The organism is Microvirga sp. BSC39 (assembly GCF_000739015.1).
Classification (GTDB): Bacteria; Pseudomonadota; Alphaproteobacteria; order Rhizobiales; family Beijerinckiaceae; genus Microvirga.
On sequence record NZ_JPUG01000078.1, the window covers coordinates 1 to 17,642 of the forward strand.

The following is a 17,642-nucleotide window of genomic DNA, read 5'->3' on the forward strand; positions in this document are numbered from 1 at the left end:
CCACCCCAACCACCGCGCCCGGCATGACCACCCTGCGCCCCACCTTGCACCTGGACCGGCTCGGGAGCGTGATCGCGGGGCTCATTGGCGTTGCGCTCTTCGCGAGCCCCTTCGTCACGTACCGGGCCAACCGCATCGTCTCGGGTGAAGGGCGCCTGCTCGTCGATGCCCTGCCGCCCGCAGGCGCTGTCGGCACCATCGCGGTGGTGCTCGGCGTCGCGCTCTGCGCGGTGCTGGCCCGCAAGGCCCTCGTGCGGCTGGCCGCCGCCTCCCTCGGATTGTCCGTGATCTTCCCCGCAGTCGGCTTCTCCGCCGGCTTCGTCACGCCGGCGGGCAACACCTTCGCCCGCGTGTCGCCTGCTCTCGGCTTCTGGCTTCTCGCCCTCGCCTTTGCGCTGTTGGCCGCCGACGCGCTGACGCGCCTGCGCTTCGGGCCTTGGGGCAGGCTTGCGGCTTTGAGCATCGCCGCCGGAGCGCTGGCGCTTCTGCTGCTCTCGGGAGCCTGGAGCGACCTCTCCCTGATGAAGGAATATGCGAACCGGGCGGAGAGCTTCTGGCGCGAGGCGCGCCAGCATCTGTGGCTCGCCTTCGGGTCGATGCTGGCCGCGTGCCTCGTGGGATTGCCGCTGGGCCTCGCAAGCCATCGCTTTCGCGTCTTGCGGGCAGCGATCGTGCAGGGGCTCAGCATCGTGCAGACGGTTCCGAGCATCGCACTGTTCGGCATTCTGATCGCGCCTCTCGGCTATCTTGCGGCGAATGTTCCGCTGGCCGCAGCGCTCGGTATTCGGGGCATCGGCGCGGCGCCCGCCTTCATCGCGCTGTTCCTGTATTCCCTGCTGCCGTTGGTGGCCAACACCATGGCAGGCCTGAGCCAGGTGCCGGCCGATGTGACCGAGGCCGCGCGCGGCATGGGCCTGTCGTGGCGGCAGCGTTTGGTTCAAATCGAACTTCCCCTCGCGCTGCCCCTCATTCTGGCGGGCATCCGCATCGTGCTGGTGCAGAACTTCGGGCTTGCCACGATCGCCGCGCTGATCGGAGGAGGAGGCTTCGGCACCTTCGTGTTCCAGGGCATCGGCCAGTCGGCCATCGACCTGGTGCTGCTCGGGGCCCTTCCGACCGTGGCCCTGTCCTTTGCCGCCGCCGTCGTTCTCGACGCGATCATCGACCTGACACGACGGGGCGCGCATGATCGAGATTGAGCATCTCAGCAAGCGCTATGGCGACACCATCGTGGTCGATGACGTGTCCTTCACGGTCGGGGAGGGTGAGATTGCGGTCGTCGTCGGCACCTCGGGGGCAGGCAAGTCGACCCTGCTGCGCATGATCAACCGGCTCGTCGCTCCCGATGCGGGTCGCGTTCTCATCGACGGACAGGACACGACAACCGTCCCGGAGGATGAGCTCCGTCATCGCATCGGCTACGTCATCCAGGGCTACGGGCTGTTCCCGCACCGCACGGTCGCCGAGAACATCGGTACGGTGCCGCGCCTTCTCGGCTGGGACAGGCGGCGCATCGCGGCCCGCGTCGAGGAACTGCTCGATCTGTTTCAGCTTGAGCCAAGCGAGTTCGCGCAAAAATTTCCGCATCAATTGTCCGGCGGCCAGCAGCAGCGCGTCGGCGTTGCTCGCGCGCTTGCAGCAAAGCCCGCGCTTCTCCTGATGGACGAGCCTTTCGGGTCCCTCGATCCTGTCATTCGCGGCAAGGCGCAGGACGACCTTCTGACGATCCAGCGGCGGCTCGGCACCACCATCGTGCTCGTCACGCATGACATGAACGAAGCCTTCCATCTGGGAGACCGCATCGCCGTCATGGATCAGGCGCGCCTCCTGCAATATGCAAAGCCTGCCGATCTGCTGACCCATCCGGCGGAAGCCTTCGTCGAGCAGCTCGTGGGCACGGCGGAGCGGCCTTTCCGCCTGCTGTCCCTCGTGACGGTGAAGGATGCGATGGAGCCCGGATCCGCAGAGGGAGAACCGATCATCGTCACGGCGACCTTGCGCGATGCGCTGGCGCGGCTGATCTGGCGCGGCCTCCCCGCTCTTCCCGTGGCCGACGCATCGGGTGCGCCCATAGGGCGCATCAGCGTCGACGGCATCCTCAAGCACGGGCGGGCGTCCCTGTCATGAGCGCGCGTGCCGTCATCCTGCGCATTGCGGCGCTGCTCCTGCTCGTGGCCTTCGTGACGGCGCCGCAGCTCTTCGCCTTCGCATTCGCGCCGCTGACCGCCAACAACGCACCGGCCATCTACAATCAGGGCAGCCTGCTCGCTCTCACCCTGTCGCACCTGCGCATCGTGGTCCTGGCGACGCTCGCCAGCACAATCCTGGCGGTGGCGCTCGGCATCTTCGTGACCCGCCCTGCGGGGCGCGAGTTCCTGCCGCTCTCTCGCAGCCTCGTGAATATCGGCCAGACCTTTCCGCCCATCGCGGTGCTGGCGATCGCCGTGCCGCTCGTGGGTTTTGGGGAAAAGCCCACCTTCATCGCGCTGTTTCTCTACGGCCTCCTGCCGATCTTCGAGAACACGCTGGCCGGCCTGACGGAGGTGTCGCCCCGCACGCTCGATGCCGCCAGGGGCATGGGCATGAACGCGCGCCAGCGCCTGTGGCAGGTGGAACTGCCGCTCGCCCTGCCGGTGATTCTTGCCGGCATCCGCCTCTCGGTCATCATCAGCTTAGGCACCGCCACCATCGGCTCCACCGTTGCGGCGAAAGGGCTGGGGGAGGTGATCATCGCCGGGCTTCAATCCAACAATGTCGCGTTCATCCTTCAGGGTGGATTGGTGGTTGCCTTGCTGGCCGTTTTGATTCACGACGGGTTGGGATTGGCCGAGCGGGCGGCTGCCAGGCGGCTGGGCCGTCCCTTGGACGAGATTGCATGACGATTTTGGCGCGACTCAAGCTGGAGACCCGGGCGGCGCACGACCGGATCGAGGCAGCGATGGACCTCGACCGCCGGATCGCCTCGCGCGATGCTTACCGGGACCTGCTGATCCGGTTCTACGGGTTCCACAAGGCCTGGGAGGAGAATGCAGCCGGCAAGGCGCCCGACCGGGGCTTCTTCGAGCGCCGCCGCAAGACGCAGCTCCTGGTCCAGGATCTCGAGGCCCTAGGACTAAAATCTGAAGACATCATCCGTTTGCCACAATGCCAGCCTCTGATGCCGCTTCCAGCCCCGGAGGCGGTGCTGGGAAGCATGTATGTAGTCGAGGGTTCCACGCTCGGCGGCGCCATCATCGCGCGTGACGTGGAGCGCCGGCTCGGATTGACCGCGGAGACGGGCTGCGCCTATTTCCGCAGCTACGGACGTGATATTGCGGCCATGTGGAAGTCGTTTGGCGAGGTGCTTCTGGAAGCATCGTCGCCGGAAGTCGACGATCTGATCGTCGAGTCCGCACAGAAGACCTTCGATGTAATGCATGACTGGCTGTGCGAGACCCTATGACCCTGCAGACGCAAGATATCGACCTGACCGCCTGCGAGCGCGAGCCGATCCACATCCCGGGCAGCATCCAGCCGCACGGGCTCCTTCTGGCGGTTCGGCTCGCTGACCGGACCCTGGCCTATGCCAGCACCAACATCGCGGAGGTCTTCGGGCTCGACCCGGCTGGCACCCTGGGCCGGCCCTTCGCCGAGATCCTGCCGGATCTGAGCCGGGAATTCGAGGCACCGCTCGCCGATCCGCCTCCGGCCGGCACCACGCGCTATCTGCGCACGGTCGAGATTGCGACAGCCCAGGGCCAGCGGACCTACGAGGCCGCGATCTCCCGCTCGGGCGAATGTGCCGTGCTGGAACTTGAGGAGACGCCCCCGGAGGCCGTCTCGAGCCTCGACTCGCTCTATCCCACCCTGCGCCGCTTCGTGGAACAGCTGCAGGGCGCCTCCAGCATCGATGTCCTGTGCGGTCTCGCGGCGCAGGACATCCGCCGCATGACGGGGTTCGACCGGGTGCTGATCTACCGCTTCGACGAGCTCTGGAACGGCACCGTCATCGCCGAGGACCGCAACGAGGTCCTGCCGTCCTATCTCGACCTGCGCTTTCCGGCCTCCGACATTCCGGCCCAGGCGCGGGAGCTTTATCGGCGCAACCGCCTGCGCATCATATCCGATGCCAACTACACGCCTGTCCCGATCCAGTCGCGGAGCCCTGAGCCGCTGGACTTGAGCGACTCGGTGCTGCGCAGCGTTTCGCCTGTGCATCTCGAATACATGCGCAACATGGGGACGCTCGCCTCCATGTCGATCTCGATCCTGCGCGACGGCCAGCTGTGGGGCCTGATCTCCTGCCACAACAAGGCGCCGAAGCGGGTCTCGCTGCAGGTGCGCAACGCCTGCGATTTCCTTACCCAGATCTTCTCCCTGCAGCTCGAGGCGCGCGAGAACACGACGCTTGCCGAAGACCGGGTGCGTCTCGGCGCCGTGCAGACGCGGCTTCTCGCCCATATGGCGGCGGAGGACCATTTCATCGCCGGTCTCGTGAACCATCCGGACGACCTCATGCTCCTCGCAGGAGCGGAAGGTGCGGCCGTCCTCACGCAGGACCATTGCTGGTGTCTCGGCCAGACTCCCGCCGAGGAGGACGTCAGGACCCTGTTCGCCTGGCTCTCGCGTCACCACCAGGAGGATGTCTTTGCGACAGACTGCCTGTCTCAGGTCTACCCGGCGGCGAAAGCCTATACGGATCGAGCGAGCGGCCTCCTGTCGATTTCGATCTCGAAGGCGCATTCGAGCTATGTGCTCTGGTTCCGTCCCGAGGTGGTGCAGACGGTGAAATGGGGCGGCAATCCCCAGAAGCCCGTGCAGGAAGAAGCCGGCACCTCGCGGCTCCACCCGCGCCGCTCCTTCGAGATCTGGAAGGAGACCGTGCGGGAGCAGTCTCTCGCCTGGGACCGGAGCGAGATCGAGGCGGTCAGGGAGCTGCGCAACGCCATCGTGGGCATCGTGCTGCGCCGGGCCGAGGAGCTGGCGTCCATCTCCGAGGAGCTGCGCCGCTCCAACAAGGAGCTGGAGGCCTTCTCCTATTCGGTCTCCCACGACCTGCGCGCGCCGTTCCGGCACATCGTGGGCTATTCCGAACTCCTCAAGAAGCAGGAATGGGCGGATCTGTCCGAGAAGGGCAAGCGCTACATCGACACGATCATCGATTCGGCCTACACGGCCGGAACCCTCGTGGACAACCTGCTGCGGTTCTCGCAGATGGGCCGCACGGCCCTGAAACCCCGTCGGGTGGACATCCATCACCTGATCGACGAAATCCGGCAGCAGCTTACCGTGCATGCGGCCAGTCGCCGGATCGACTGGGTGATCGGCGACCTGCCCGAGGTGACGGCCGATCCGGTGCTGATCCGGCTGGTGTTTGAAAATCTTCTCGACAACGCGGTAAAATACACCCGCCCCCGGGAGAAGGCCCGCATCGAGATCGGCTCCACGCGCAACGACGGGGAGACGGTGTTTTTCGTGCGGGACAACGGCGTCGGGTTCGATATGAAGTACATCGACAAGCTGTTCGGCGTCTTCCAGCGGCTGCACCGGATGGAAGACTTCGAGGGAACCGGCATCGGGCTCGCCAATGTTCGCCGCATCGTCGAACGGCACGGGGGCCGGGCCTGGGCCGAAGGCGCGCTCGACCGCGGCGCGACCTTCTCCATCGCCCTGCCGGACCATATTATGACTGAAGGAGCGGCGTGAATGCCGGATTTGAAACCGATCCTGCTGGTTGAGGACAACCCGAAGGATCTCGAACTGACCCTGGCAGCCCTGGAGCAGAGCCAGCTTGCCAACGAGGTCGTCATCGTGCGCGACGGCGCCGAGGCGCTCGACTTCCTCTACCGCCGCGGCGCCCATGAGAGCCGCAACACCAGCGACCCCGCCGTGGTCCTGCTCGACCTCAAGCTGCCGAAGATCGACGGGCTCGAGGTGCTGGAGAAGGTGAAGTCCGACCCGCATCTCAGGCAGACCCCGGTCGTGATGCTCACCTCCTCGCGGGAAGAGAGCGACCTCGTGCGCAGCTACGAGCTCGGGGTGAATGCCTTCGTGGTGAAGCCGGTGGGCTTCCGCGAGTTCTTCGATGCGATCCAGGATCTCGGCGTGTTCTGGGCTATCCTCAACGAACCGCCGCCGCGGCGCAACGGAGGGTAGCGCCACCGATGAGCGTGCAGGCCCATCCCCAGTCCGGCCCGATCCTGCGCATCCTCCTCCTGGAGGACAGCGCGCTCGATGCTGAGCTGGTGACGGAGGCTCTGGCCTCCGCTGACCTGAATATCGCGGTGGAGCGCGTCGACACGGCTGCGGACTTCACGAGAGCGGTGCAGGACGGGCGCTGGGACATCATCCTGGCCGATTACAGGCTGCCTGCCTTCGACGGGTTGAGCGCGCTGGAGATCGCGCAGGCGCGGGCTCTCGGCACGCCTTTCGTTTTCGTGTCCGGAGCGCTCGGCGAGGAGGTGGCGGTCGAGGCGCTCAAGCGCGGCGCCACGGATTACGTGCTCAAGCACAGCCTCGACCGGCTCCCGGGCACGGTTCTGCGCGCCCTTGCCGAGGCCCACGAGCGGACGGAGAAGCGGCACGCGCAGGATGCCCTCCAGACGCTTCTCGAGCAGCGGACGGCGCTTCTGCACGAACTCGACCACCGGGTGAAGAACAACCTCCAGCTCCTCCTGTCCCTGATCGGGATCGAGATCCGCCAGGCCGACGACGATCATGTGCGGCAGGTGCTGAGTCGCATGAGGGAGCGTCTGCAGGCGCTGGCTGCGGCGCATCGGGATCTCTATGACGGCAGGGGCGCGGCGCGCTTCGACGCGTCCAGCTTCGCAAAGGGACTCTGCCAGGAACTCACGTCTGCGCTTCCCGACGTGAGGATCGTACCGGAATTCGAGGTCGAGAACGTGGAGGTCGAGCCCGCCAAGGCGGCCCCCATCGCGCTCCTGTTCAATGAGATCGTCGTCAATGCCCTCAGCCACGCCTACCAGGAGCGTCACGGCAAGCTGAAGCTGACCTTGCGCATCCGGGACGGGGTTCTGCTGTTCCAGCTCTCGGACGATGCCTTCAGCCCGGAGGAGAAGCAGGCGGCGCAGAACAGCGCGTCCGGCACGATCCTGAAAGCCCTGTCACGCCAGCTCGATGCCCAGGTGGAATGGCCGCTGAGCGAGCCGGCGACTCTCGTGCGCGTCACCATGCCGGCGCAGGACGTGAGCTAGCTTCATGGTGCGGGAACCCAGAGCCGGAACGAACGCGATGGATCGTCCCGAAAGAGCCCGAACATCCCTGCGTCAGGTGCTATGGGGGTTGGTGCTCGCCATCTCGCTGCCGATCATTCTGGTGGCGGCCGGAGGCTTCTACTCGGGTTACAGGGCCGAGCAGCAGGCCGTCGACCAGCGCATGCAGGAAACCGCCCGGGCCATGAGCCTGCTGCTGGATCGTGAAATCGACAAGTCGGTACTGGTCATGCGGGTCCTCGCCCAATCGCCAACCATTGCCAGTGGCGACTTCGAGGGTTTCTACAGACGGATGAAGGATGCTCGTCTCGCAGATCCTTTCTGGATCGCTCTCTTCGAGCCGGACGGTCGCACCGTCTTCAACACCCGAGTCCCATACGGCGTCCGCCTGCCGGACAGCAACCGACTGGATGTTCTTCGGCAGGTTCGGGAAACGCGCGAGCCCCATGTCTCGAATCTCTATACGGGCTCCCTGTCGGGAGAGCGCCTCATCACCATCGATGCCCCGGTCATCATCGACGAGACGGTGGCCTATATCCTGACGCTCGCCATCACGCCCGAGGCTTTTCAGAACATCATCCGCGATCAGAGAATCGTCGACGGCTGGAATGCCGCCGTGCTCGACCGCGGCAAGCGGATCGTGGCCCGGTCCCGCGCGCCGGAGCGGTTCGTCGGCCAGATGGCCAGCGCCAATGTTCAGGATGCCCTCGCTGCGTCCTCCGAGGGCATCCTCCAGAGCGTCACGCTCGATGGCGTTGCGGTTCGGACCTATTTCAACCAGTCGCCGGCTTATGGCTGGTCCTTCATCATCAGCGTCCCGACCTCGGAGCTGGCGCAGTCGATCCAGCGCTCGCTCTTCTGGCTCATGATCTTGGCCGGGGTTGTCCTCGGCGGGCTCATCTTGGCGGCCCTTCTGGCACGGGCCATTGCGAGACCCGTGGATCAGCTCGTTGCGGCAGCCCAGGCGCTCGGCCGCCGGGAGAGCGTCTCCGGTCCGGACAGCACCCAGGTTCTGGAGTTCGACACGATCAGGACGGCGCTGGCAGAAGCATCGGCGGATATCCGCACACACGAGCGCGACAGGGAGGACGTTCTCGCCCAAATGGCGGAGAGCGAAGCCCGCCTGCGCTTGGCGCTCAATGCCGGGCATTTCGGCTCCTGGGAGTTCACGCCGGAGACAGGCACCTTCATCACCTCCGCGACCTGCCGGGCCAATTTCGGCCGCGGCCGCGACGAGCCGTTCTCTTACGCGGATCTGGTCTCGTCCATTCATCCCGAAGACCGTGCCATGCAGGCCGAGGCCGTCGCGCAGGCGATCGCGGACAACACGGACCTTCATGTGGAGTATCGCACGATCTGGCCTGACGGGAGCGAGCATTGGATCCGTGTCAGCGGGCGGACGCGGATGGGAGAGAACGGCCAGTTGTCCATGGTCGGCGTCTCGCAGGAGATCACCGAGCGCAAGCTTGCCGAAGAACGACAGAGGCTTCTGCTGCACGAGTTGAACCATCGCGTGAAGAACACGCTGGCCACCGTTCAGTCGGTGGCCTCGCTGACCCGCCGTTCGGCTCAGAACACAGATCCTGCGGCCTGGAACGCCTTCATGGATCGTCTCCACGGGCTCGCCAAGACTCACGATCTTCTGACGACCACCCACTGGCAGGGCGCGCTCCTGGAAGATGTGCTGAAGAACGAGCTTGATCCTTATCAGGACGCCATCCGCCAACGCATTCGCCTGAGGGGGCCGAGGATCAACCTGCAGCCGAGCGCCGTGCTGGCCTTGGGGCTCGCCATCCACGAAATGGCGACGAATGCCGTCAAATACGGCAGCCTCTCGGTTCCGGACGGAAAGGTGCATGTGATGTGGGCTGTCACGTCGGGAACCGTCCCGCCCTCGCTCCTCGTCGAATGGACAGAGAGCGGCGGCCCGACCGTGAAAGAGCCGGAGCGTCAGGGCTTCGGAACCAAGCTCATTCAGCGCGGCCTAGCACAGCAGCTCGGAGGCGAGATCAAGCTCGATTTCGCCCCGTCGGGCGTTCGCTGCGTGATCACCTTCCCGATCGAGACCATGATGGCCGATGCCGACGATGCCGGTGAGACCCGGCAGCGCTATGCGTCCTGAGGCGGAAAAACCGGCTGCTTTTCAATCGTGTGCCCTCTGGGTCGTTGACACAGCTCTCCGGGTCAGCACGATGTTCTAAGTTGAACCATCCGGTGCTCTCATGACGACCATCCGCAGCAAGCTCGAAACCATCCTGGAGCGTCTCGACGCGCGGGCCGCCGACGAGCGCGTGTTCGTCCGTCTCTACCGGGATGCGGCCCTGGCCGCTGCCGACGCTGCCGACGCGCGCCGGAATGCGGGCATTTCCTTGGGCCCGCTCGATGGGGCCATCGTCTCGATCAAGGATCTGTTCGACGTGGCGGGCGAGACCACGCTCGCGGGCTCCATCGCCCTGCGCGACAGCCCTCCGGCGGCCAGGGACGCCGTCATCGTCCGCCGTCTTCGCCAGGCCGGTGCCGTCATTCTCGGCAAGACCAACATGGTTGAGTTCGCCTATTCGGGCCTCGGCCTCAACCCGCATTACGGCACGCCGGGCAATGCGGCCGATCCCCTGCGCATCCCGGGCGGCTCGTCCTCGGGTGCCGGCGTCACCGTGGCGGAGGGCACGAGCGAGATCTCCATCGGCAGCGACACCGGCGGGTCGGTGCGCATTCCGGCGGCGCTCAACGGCGTGGTCGGGTTCAAGCCGACCGCGCACCGGGTGCCGCTGGACGGAGCTTTTCCCCTTTCGCCGTCGCTGGACTCGGTCGGGCCGCTCGCGCTGTCCGTTCAGGACTGCGCCACCACGGACGCCATCCTGGCCGGCGAAGAGCCGTGGACGGTGAGCCCCCACCCTCTGTCGGGATTGCGGATCGGCATTCCACGGGGACGCCTGTTCGCGGACACGGAACCGCTCGTGGAGCAGGCCTTCGAGAGAGCGTTGAGCCGCCTGTCCCAGGCCGGCGCGAAAATCGACGACCACAGCATCGAGGATCTGCTCACGGCGATGGCGGAGACGACCGCCGCAGCGTCGATTGCTTCCATCGAGGCTTCCGAGGTTCACGCGGACTGGCTGGAGACCAAGGCCGCGGAGATCGATCCGCGCGTGCGATGGTCGATTGCGCGCAGCGGCACCGTTCCGGCACCGGCCTATATCCGCATGATCCGCCACCGCCGGGCGCTGGCTGCCGCCATGGACGAGCGGCTGTCGCCGGTCGACGTGCTGGCGCTGCCGACCACGGCCGTCTCGGCGCCCCTGATTGCGCCGCTCGAGGCCGACGACAGGCTCTACAACAAGACGGACTGGCACATCCTGCGCAACCCGATGTTCTGCAATCAGTTCGACCTCACGGCCATCTCGCTGCCCGTGGCCGGCTGCGAGCGCCCGGTGGGCTTCATGCTGGTGGCGCGCCACGGGCAGGATCGCCGCCTGCTGGAGATCGCGGCCGGCGTGGAGCGCGTATTGGCCAGCTGACCCAACCGCACCGACATCCTCTTTCGTCCGAGGCGGGAAAGATCGCGTCGATCGGGCCGCTGGCACCGATCAGGCCAACAGACGTTATGATCCTTTCTGCACGCCCTGGAGAGTCCGAGCCGGATGATGCGCCACCTCTATCTCTGTCTCGGCTACGCAAGCCTTGCCCTCGGGGTGATCGGGATCTTCCTGCCGGTTCTGCCGACGACGCCGTTCGTGCTCCTCGCCGTCTGGTGCTTCGCCCGGTCGAATCCGGCTCTCGCCGAGCGGCTCTACAGGCATCCCCGCTTCGGGCATCTGCTGACCACGTGGCGCGATCAGAAGGCCATTCCGCGACGCGCCAAGATCTATGCCTTGAGTATGCTGGCCGTCTCCTACGGCTTCGTCCTGTGGCTGACGGACATCGAATCGCTGCCCTTCATTCTCGCGATCATCATGGGGAGCGTTGCGCTCTACATCGCCACGCGCCCGGTCCCACGTGACAGGCCGGAAGATCGGATCCCGGAAGCCTGAGACGAGTGGGATCGGAGGCTTCTCGCATTTGGCCAGGGTTGCGCCATGTTGCGGTCATGGTTCCGGTTAGGCTGCTGGCATCTTCACGGGGAGGGATGTCGTGCGCAGTCTCAGTCTGTCTGTCTTCCTGCTTGCCTCGGCCGCGATGGTCGCACCGCTTCTGATTGCCATGGCCTATGCGGCCAGCATCGTGACCTCAGCCCTGATGTTTCCCTGAAATCTCACGACGACTCAGCGCCGACAAGTTCATTCAGCTGCGCGGATTCGCGATCTCCGCCGTCAGCTTCGGCAGTTCCTTGGTCATCCAATCGACCATCTGATCGCTCGTCTTCAGGTGAGCCGGCATGGGGATGAAGGGACTGTGCGATTCATAGATGGCCGTGGGATCCCTGGGTCCCAGAATAGGATCGAGATCGTCCTCGATCTCCGGCGTGATGCTTCTGCTGCCGAACCAGGTCAGGAGCAGGAGGAGCATTCCGATGGCGCCCGCGAGGACGACCAGCAAGGATATCGCCAAGTCTGCCACCTGTTCCTTCCCTGCGATAAGAGGCCCACTTTGCTCGACTTCGAGCTTACCATCGAACGATCTTTCTTCCAACGATGCAAGCCGCAGCCTTGCGACATGATGTTCCCTGTTTGATGTCGGGCCGTTGAGGTCTACAATTGGTGCAAGAGCAGGCCTCATGGCGGCTCATCGATTGGGAAGGGGGCGAGGCGATCGATCCTGTTGCAGGGGAGGCGCTCATGCGAACCTATTACGTGTTCCAATCCAAGGCGGAGCCCGGTCTCCGCGGATTCGCCGAAACGGCTACAGGCGATGCCTTGCCGGCCGATGTGGGGCCATGGGTCCTCACGCAGCAGATCGGCCCGAACGAGGAGTGGAACCAGGGCATCAGCCGCGCCATCGTTGCGGCCGGGATTCTGGAGAACGGCTTCTACCTCTGGGGGGCTGTCAACCGGGCAACCTCATCCCATCCGGTGATCGAAAGCGACCGGGTGGAAGGCACCGCCGTCTACAATCCGCACGGGACGCAGATCGGCACCATCAAGCGCCTCCTGATCGAGAAGGTGAGCGGTCGCGTGCTCTATGTCGACGTCACCTTCGGGGGCTTCTTCGGACTGGGTGTCCATCACCGCACGATCCCGTGGGACAAGCTGTCCTACGACAAGGAATTCGAGGGCTATCGCACCGACGTGACGGAGGCGCAGGTGCAGGGTGCGCCGGCCTTCTACGGCGACGATACGGTCTGGCCAGACCGCCGGCGCGAGCAGGAGATGCGGGACTACTGGCACGACATCCCGCGAGGGCCGATCTGACATCGTCGCTCCGTCATATCTTGCATATCTTGGAGGATGGCCATGATCGCGCATGTGTTCAAAGTCGGCCAGGCCGTCAGGCCCGGTCCATCCTGCCGCGCTCTTCCGAACGATGTCTTCAGGGTGCTGCGCCTGCTTCCGGCAACAGCCGGCGGCATGCCGCTCTACTGCATCAAGGGCGAGATGGAGATGATCGAGCGCGTCGTCGAGCAGAACGAGATCGAGGCTGCGCCGCGTTGATGGTTTCGCGCAGAATCGCGGAAACGTGCATGATCGCGGAACCGGCTCGAGGCTTGGCCGTTGATCTCCTGAATCCCTTCGTTCCCTCTGGCAACTCGACGGCCTGACGGTCATCCGTTCAGGCCTTTTCTTTGTGGTGCCGGCTCGACTCAGCGGTCCGCGAACGTGGATCGCAAGATCCTGTGTGGCTCCTGCATTACGCCGCTGCGGGCTGATGCGTGATCGCCGGTGTCATCATGCGCCCGCGATTGATCAGAGTGGCGGCGCAGGTCGCGAGCGCGAGGGCAGCCCGATCCGAGCGCCTCGTCCGCAGGCAGACCACGTAAAGGCGCATCACTTCGACGGTGACATAATGGAAAGCCACGTCCGACCCCCGGGCGAGCCTCATGCGCCGGGAAGCCGTGTCGAGCTTGTCGAGATAGAGCGCCTGCTCGGTCTGCGGCTCCGCCAGGAATCCGCTCAAGCCCCCGAAGGTATCCTCGAAGTGTCCCCACAGGAGCGCCAGGTTCCGGGCGGCCTTGTCCTGCTGGTCGGGCGCAAGCGTTTTGAACTCCCCCAGCAGGTGCCAGATCGGGTCCTGCTCCAGGGCCTCGTCCTCAGCGCTCTTCACCAGCGGAACGAAGGGAAGCAGGGTTCGTGCATTTGACATCAGGATGGGGCGCAGCCTGTCCCACTCGGCAAAGACTTTGGGGAGCACGATCAACGCAGTAGCCAGAGCTGTCTGATCGAGCACCCTGCCGATTTGCCGAAGCGCAGGGCGGGCCGCTTCGCCGTATTGCTGCACGATGCGCCAGCGCAGATGGCAAAGCCTGTAGACCTGTTCGAGCTTCTCGACGAGTTCATGGCGCGACCGGTCGTCAGCAGACCAGGGAAAGGCAAAGCCGTCTCGAGACTGTGGCGAAGAACTCATGGTGCTGACGGTTCGCTCCGCAAATCACGCGATGTGTGACGCTCCGCTCATACCGGGGCAATCGCGGCAACTTTGAGGCTCCGGCACAGGAATGACATGGCTGCGGCGATGCTAGCCGACTTGCATGAGTGCGATAGGACGTTGGTCTCAACAGACGAAAGATTTCACCTCCCGGAGACAAACTCTGCTCCGACAGTCGCGACAGAGGAGGGCGCAACATCATCTGTCCCGCCGAGCCGATCTTGAACCGCGACCGTTCATGCTTACGTTTCGAACAGACCCCTGATCCGGGCCCCTCTGACGCAGGAAGCGGTGGCGCTTGCGTGATGTCGGATCGTTACCGATCCGTCCGCCGGCACAGAGATGATCATGTTTCAAGAAATCCTGGCTTCCCTCGTCAGCCTGCTGATCGTCGATCCGCTCCAGGCGGAGATCAGCGAGCGCCTGACCCAGGTCCGGGCGCCTCAGGCCGTCATTGCGGATGTGAGAACCTGCGCTGAGGCCTCGCTGCCGGGGTTGGCCGAGCGCGCCATGGCCGAGCCCCTTTGGGTCGTGAGCACAGCCCTGAACGTCTGGACCGGCCAGACCGCTCCCGAGACCATCCTCGGCAATACCCCCCAATGCGAGGCCGCCCTCAAGTCGGCCCGTGTGTATCTCGAGAGCCGCGGGGCGTGAGCGGACATACGACAGGTCGGTCCCGCGCTCCTGCGGGACCGATAAAGATGCCAAGGTGAGCAGAGCACTCCTCAGTGCGCTGTCGCCGCACTCCCTTCGCCAGGTGCAGAACTGGCGACTGGCGACTGGATCGGATCCATCTTATGAGCCGATGGACGCGCCACCTGTGTCGGTTCGAAAGCCTGCATGAATTGTGGTCGGTTGCGCAGATCCATCAACGAACGCAATTCCGTCGCCGGCAGATCCATCGACTTCGCGTCCCTCCAGCGCCTGCGGAACTTGCGCTTCTGCGAGAAGAGCCCCCATGTGCTCTCCACTTCCTCTTCGACCTGCAAAATGATCCGTCCGGAAAAAGATTTCCTGAGATTAAAACGCCCCGTCAGAGCCATTGTTATTGTCCTTTGATCTGGATCTTTGACCCAGAAGAACTCATAGCAACAAAGTATCGAAAAAGCTTTAAGACATAAGGTAAATGCCGCAGACCTGTGTGAGGCGGCACGCGCCCTTACCCGAACTTGCCGGAAGGCCCGCGCACTCTGAGGCCAGCCGGACGCCGTTTGGACGAGTTCAGGGTGTGAGACCGTTGCGGCGGCAACGTCGTAAAACGGCTTGAAGCGATCAGGCCCGCATCAGCGGCGAGCGTATGCAACGCCGTTGTCCTACAGGAATATAGCGGTTTCAGTGATAATGCTGTAGAATCAGAGACTTGGTGGAGCTGAGGGGATTCGAACCCCTGACCTCTGCAGTGCGATTGCAGCGCTCTCCCATCTGAGCTACAGCCCCGGTCGATCACATCGAGCCAAGTGGCGGAAGTTTTAGGCCCGGCGGCTTTGGTCTGTCAATCGGCCGGAGGAGGGGCCTTCAGGGCTTCCGGACCGGGAAGTGGCCCACTCGTGAAGCGGTTATGGGTTGTTCAGCCCCGCTTCAATCGTTACATGAGCAACGCCGATCCCTGACAGGTTTCCCATGCGCGCGCTCCTCAATGTCATTCTTCTGGCCCTCCAGCTCTACACCTATCTCATCATCGCCTCGGCGATCCTGAGCTGGCTGGTGGCCTTCAACGTGGTCAACACCCGCAACGACTTCGTCCGCTCGATCTGGAATTTCCTCGATGCGGTCACCCAGCCGGTCCTGCGGCCGATCCGGAACATCCTGCCGAACCTCGGTGGCGTCGATATTTCGCCCATCATCCTGATCCTGCTGATCATTTTCATCCAGAACCTGATCATCGACTACCTGATGCCGATCGCCTTCTAAGGGCACCGAGCCGTGCCCTGGCGCATCCGTCCCGAGGGCCTCGAGGTCCGGGTGCGCGTGACGCCCCGGGGTGGGCGCGATGCCATCGACGGAGTCGAGACCCTTTCGGATGGTCGGCCGGTGCTGAAGGTCCGGGTCAGGGCGGTGCCGGAGGACGGGGCGGCGAACGAGGGCGTCCGGCGGCTCCTCGCCAGGACCTTGAAGCTTCCGGCCTCGGCGGTGAGCCTGGAGGCCGGCGCCACCGCCCGACTGAAGACCTTTGTGATTTCAGGCGAGGGCGAGGCGCTGGCCGAAGCCCTCGCCGCCGTGACAGGACGGGAGAGCCCATGAGCGCCACGATCATCGACGGGAAAGCCTACGCGGAAGGCCTGCGCGGCCGCATTGCCGGGGCCGTGAAGTCTCTGGCCGGGCAGGGCGTCACGCCGGGGCTTGCGGTGGTGATCGTCGGCGAGGATCCGGCGAGCCAGCTCTACGTGAAGAACAAGGCGCGCCAGACCGTCGAGGTGGGGATGCGCTCCTTCGAGCATGTGCTGCCCGCCTCCACCCCTGAGACGGAACTGCTCGATCTCGTCGCCCGGCTCAATGCCGATCCGGCCGTGGACGGCATTCTCGTGCAGCTGCCGCTGCCGGGGCAGATCGATGCCCAGAAGGTGATCGAGGCCATCGATCCGGCCAAGGACGTGGACGGTTTCCACCCCATCAATGCCGGCCGGCTCATGACCGGCGTGCCGGGCCTCGTCTCCTGCACCCCGCTTGGCTGCCTGCTGCTGGCGCAGTCGGTGCGTCGCGATCTTGCCGGGCTCAACGCCGTGGTGGTCGGGCGCTCCAACATCGTGGGCAAGCCCATGGCGCACCTGCTTATCGCCCAGAGCTGCACGGTGACGGTGGCGCACTCGAAGACGCGCGATCTGCCGGATGTATGCCGCAGCGCGGACATTCTCGTCGCGGCGGTCGGTAGACCTGAGATGGTGCGCGGCGACTGGATCAAGCCCGGCGCCATCGTGATCGACGTGGGCATCAACCGGGTGCCGAACCCCGCCGCCGGCGAGGGCAAGACCCGGGTGGTGGGCGACGTAGCCTATGCGGAAGCGGCCAACGTGGCTTCCGCCATCACGCCGGTGCCTGGCGGCGTCGGCCCCATGACCATCGCCTGCCTGCTGCGCAATACGCTGGAGGCCGCCTGCCTTCGGCGCGAACTCAGCATGCCGGCAGTAGATTTCGCCGCCTGATCAGTTGGCCGCGAAGCAGTAGAACAGGCCTGCGCCGCCGGTGCCCCGCAGGGCGTCCTGGCTGCATCCGCCCCGTGTGGCGTGCGACGAGTTCCAGGACTTGGCCGGCGGCGACTCGTCGAGGCCCATCCGGTCGTGGTGTCCCGTCATGGCAGCGCCCTCGGTGCCGCTCTTCGTCCAGTTGCCGCAGGTCATGTCCTGATTGCCCGCGAAGGCGGTGCCGTCGGGCTGCGATCCGGTGAGGATGTCGTGCTGGTTCGGCTGATCGCCGCGGCCCTTCACCAATTCGCCCTTTTCGGTAAGCGCCGTCTGCTTGGTGATGTTGTTGTTAGGCCCGTGCAGGTCCGCCACGTCCTTGGCGACCACGGCGCCCTTGGCGTTCTGCCAGGGCCCGCGGCCAATCCTGTCCTTGGCGTTGACGGCGTTCGCGCCCTGGGTCGAGAGATAGGCGCGCCACATCTTGCCACGAATGCCGGCGGCTTCGGCAAGAGTCTCGCAATGCCGGTCCGCGCCGTCCAGGCCGCCGAGATCGGCGCCCTTGCCCGACCCGACGCTGGTGACGAAGAAGGTGGTGTCGGCCGAGGCCGTCTGCGCCTGGGCGATGCCGGGAGACCCCAGAGCCATAAGGCCGATGAAAGCCGTGAGCTTTATGCCGTCCATTCCACGCATTGTTTCCTCCAAGGAATTCAGCCCCGTCTAAGACTGACGGTTTCGAGGCAACAATCATCCCCTGATCACGGCGATTTGAGCATCGGGACCCGGCAATTTATTGCCG

Annotated in this window: 20 protein-coding genes and 1 tRNA gene; 16 read left to right on the forward strand and 5 right to left on the reverse strand. The window is 64.9% G+C overall.

The features are described 5' to 3' along the window. Positions 1-23 precede the first annotated feature (23 nt). The 10 genes from MA07_RS24045 (at position 24) to MA07_RS24090 (ending at position 11,239) form a co-directional block, all read left to right on the forward strand. Entirely contained in the window at positions 24-1,199 is a 1,176-nt protein-coding gene (locus tag MA07_RS24045) for an ABC transporter permease (protein ID WP_036358082.1), read from the forward strand. Continuing rightward, positions 1,186-2,127: an ABC transporter ATP-binding protein gene (locus MA07_RS24050; protein WP_036358085.1), complete on the forward strand. Its 942-nt coding sequence runs from the start codon at positions 1,186-1,188 to the stop codon at positions 2,125-2,127. The genes MA07_RS24045 and MA07_RS24050 overlap by 14 nt, the downstream gene beginning before the upstream one ends. Next, entirely contained in the window at positions 2,124-2,879 is a 756-nt protein-coding gene (locus MA07_RS24055) for an ABC transporter permease (protein ID WP_036358087.1), read from the forward strand. The genes MA07_RS24050 and MA07_RS24055 overlap by 4 nt, the downstream gene beginning before the upstream one ends. Further along, positions 2,876-3,442, forward strand: a complete 567-nt coding sequence (locus tag MA07_RS24060) for a biliverdin-producing heme oxygenase (RefSeq protein ID WP_036358089.1) — start codon at positions 2,876-2,878, stop codon at positions 3,440-3,442. The genes MA07_RS24055 and MA07_RS24060 overlap by 4 nt, the downstream gene beginning before the upstream one ends. Continuing rightward, positions 3,439-5,685, forward strand: a complete 2,247-nt coding sequence (locus MA07_RS24065) for an ATP-binding protein (protein WP_036358092.1) — start codon at positions 3,439-3,441, stop codon at positions 5,683-5,685. The genes MA07_RS24060 and MA07_RS24065 overlap by 4 nt, the downstream gene beginning before the upstream one ends. Continuing rightward, positions 5,686-6,135: a response regulator gene (locus MA07_RS24070; protein ID WP_036358095.1), complete on the forward strand. Its 450-nt coding sequence runs from the start codon at positions 5,686-5,688 to the stop codon at positions 6,133-6,135. 8 nt (positions 6,136-6,143) lie between these two features. Continuing rightward, positions 6,144-7,193 carry a histidine kinase dimerization/phosphoacceptor domain -containing protein gene (locus MA07_RS30295; protein ID WP_052003492.1) on the forward strand — a complete coding sequence of 350 codons (1,050 nt, stop codon included), beginning with the start codon at positions 6,144-6,146 and terminating at the stop codon, positions 7,191-7,193. Between the two features lie 37 nt (positions 7,194-7,230). Further along, entirely contained in the window at positions 7,231-9,333 is a 2,103-nt protein-coding gene (locus MA07_RS28160) for an HWE histidine kinase domain-containing protein (protein ID WP_160195492.1), read from the forward strand. A 100-nt stretch (positions 9,334-9,433) separates the two neighbouring features. After that, on the forward strand, positions 9,434-10,726 hold the full coding sequence (locus MA07_RS24085; RefSeq protein ID WP_036358098.1) for an amidase: 1,293 nt from the start codon (positions 9,434-9,436) through the stop codon (positions 10,724-10,726). A gap of 126 nt (positions 10,727-10,852) precedes the next feature. Beyond that, positions 10,853-11,239: a YbaN family protein gene (locus MA07_RS24090; protein ID WP_036359079.1), complete on the forward strand. Its 387-nt coding sequence runs from the start codon at positions 10,853-10,855 to the stop codon at positions 11,237-11,239. A gap of 250 nt (positions 11,240-11,489) precedes the next feature. Here the strand turns inward: MA07_RS24090 and MA07_RS24095 are convergent, their stop codons facing one another. Continuing rightward, positions 11,490-11,756 carry a hypothetical protein gene (locus tag MA07_RS24095; protein WP_152569006.1) on the reverse strand — a complete coding sequence of 89 codons (267 nt, stop codon included), beginning with the start codon at positions 11,754-11,756 and terminating at the stop codon, positions 11,490-11,492. Positions 11,757-11,905: 149 nt separating this feature from the next. Between MA07_RS24095 and MA07_RS24100 the strand changes: the two genes are divergently transcribed. After that, positions 11,906-12,556 carry a PRC-barrel domain-containing protein gene (locus tag MA07_RS24100; RefSeq protein WP_244445354.1) on the forward strand — a complete coding sequence of 217 codons (651 nt, stop codon included), beginning with the start codon at positions 11,906-11,908 and terminating at the stop codon, positions 12,554-12,556. 42 nt (positions 12,557-12,598) lie between these two features. Continuing rightward, on the forward strand, positions 12,599-12,796 hold the full coding sequence (locus tag MA07_RS24105) for a hypothetical protein (protein ID WP_036358104.1): 198 nt from the start codon (positions 12,599-12,601) through the stop codon (positions 12,794-12,796). Positions 12,797-12,992: 196 nt separating this feature from the next. On the opposite strand, the gene MA07_RS24110 is transcribed toward MA07_RS24105, so the two are convergent. Beyond that, positions 12,993-13,706: a hypothetical protein gene (locus tag MA07_RS24110; RefSeq protein WP_036358107.1), complete on the reverse strand. Its 714-nt coding sequence runs from the start codon at positions 13,704-13,706 to the stop codon at positions 12,993-12,995. 369 nt (positions 13,707-14,075) lie between these two features. Between MA07_RS24110 and MA07_RS24115 the strand changes: the two genes are divergently transcribed. Beyond that, on the forward strand, positions 14,076-14,381 hold the full coding sequence (locus MA07_RS24115; protein WP_152569007.1) for a hypothetical protein: 306 nt from the start codon (positions 14,076-14,078) through the stop codon (positions 14,379-14,381). Positions 14,382-14,452: 71 nt separating this feature from the next. On the opposite strand, the gene MA07_RS28165 is transcribed toward MA07_RS24115, so the two are convergent. Both MA07_RS28165 and MA07_RS24125 read right to left on the reverse strand, forming a co-directional pair. After that, positions 14,453-14,770 carry a hypothetical protein gene (locus tag MA07_RS28165; protein WP_052003494.1) on the reverse strand — a complete coding sequence of 106 codons (318 nt, stop codon included), beginning with the start codon at positions 14,768-14,770 and terminating at the stop codon, positions 14,453-14,455. A 318-nt stretch (positions 14,771-15,088) separates the two neighbouring features. Then, positions 15,089-15,164 (reverse strand) — tRNA-Ala (locus MA07_RS24125). A 183-nt stretch (positions 15,165-15,347) separates the two neighbouring features. On the opposite strand from MA07_RS24125, the gene MA07_RS24130 reads away from it, so the two are divergent. The 3 genes from MA07_RS24130 to folD are packed head-to-tail and all read left to right on the forward strand — an operon-like array spanning position 15,348 to position 16,867. Then, on the forward strand, positions 15,348-15,638 hold the full coding sequence (locus tag MA07_RS24130; RefSeq protein WP_036358112.1) for a YggT family protein: 291 nt from the start codon (positions 15,348-15,350) through the stop codon (positions 15,636-15,638). A gap of 12 nt (positions 15,639-15,650) precedes the next feature. Further along, entirely contained in the window at positions 15,651-15,968 is a 318-nt protein-coding gene (locus tag MA07_RS24135; protein ID WP_036358115.1) for a DUF167 family protein, read from the forward strand. Beyond that, a complete protein-coding gene (folD, locus tag MA07_RS24140) occupies positions 15,965-16,867 on the forward strand; it encodes a bifunctional methylenetetrahydrofolate dehydrogenase/methenyltetrahydrofolate cyclohydrolase FolD (RefSeq protein WP_036358118.1) in 903 nt (300 codons plus the stop codon). The genes MA07_RS24135 and folD overlap by 4 nt, the downstream gene beginning before the upstream one ends. Here folD and MA07_RS24145 read toward each other — a convergent pair whose 3' ends face one another. After that, positions 16,868-17,536 carry a hypothetical protein gene (locus tag MA07_RS24145; RefSeq protein ID WP_052003495.1) on the reverse strand — a complete coding sequence of 223 codons (669 nt, stop codon included), beginning with the start codon at positions 17,534-17,536 and terminating at the stop codon, positions 16,868-16,870. Between the last annotated feature and the right edge of the window lie 106 nt (positions 17,537-17,642).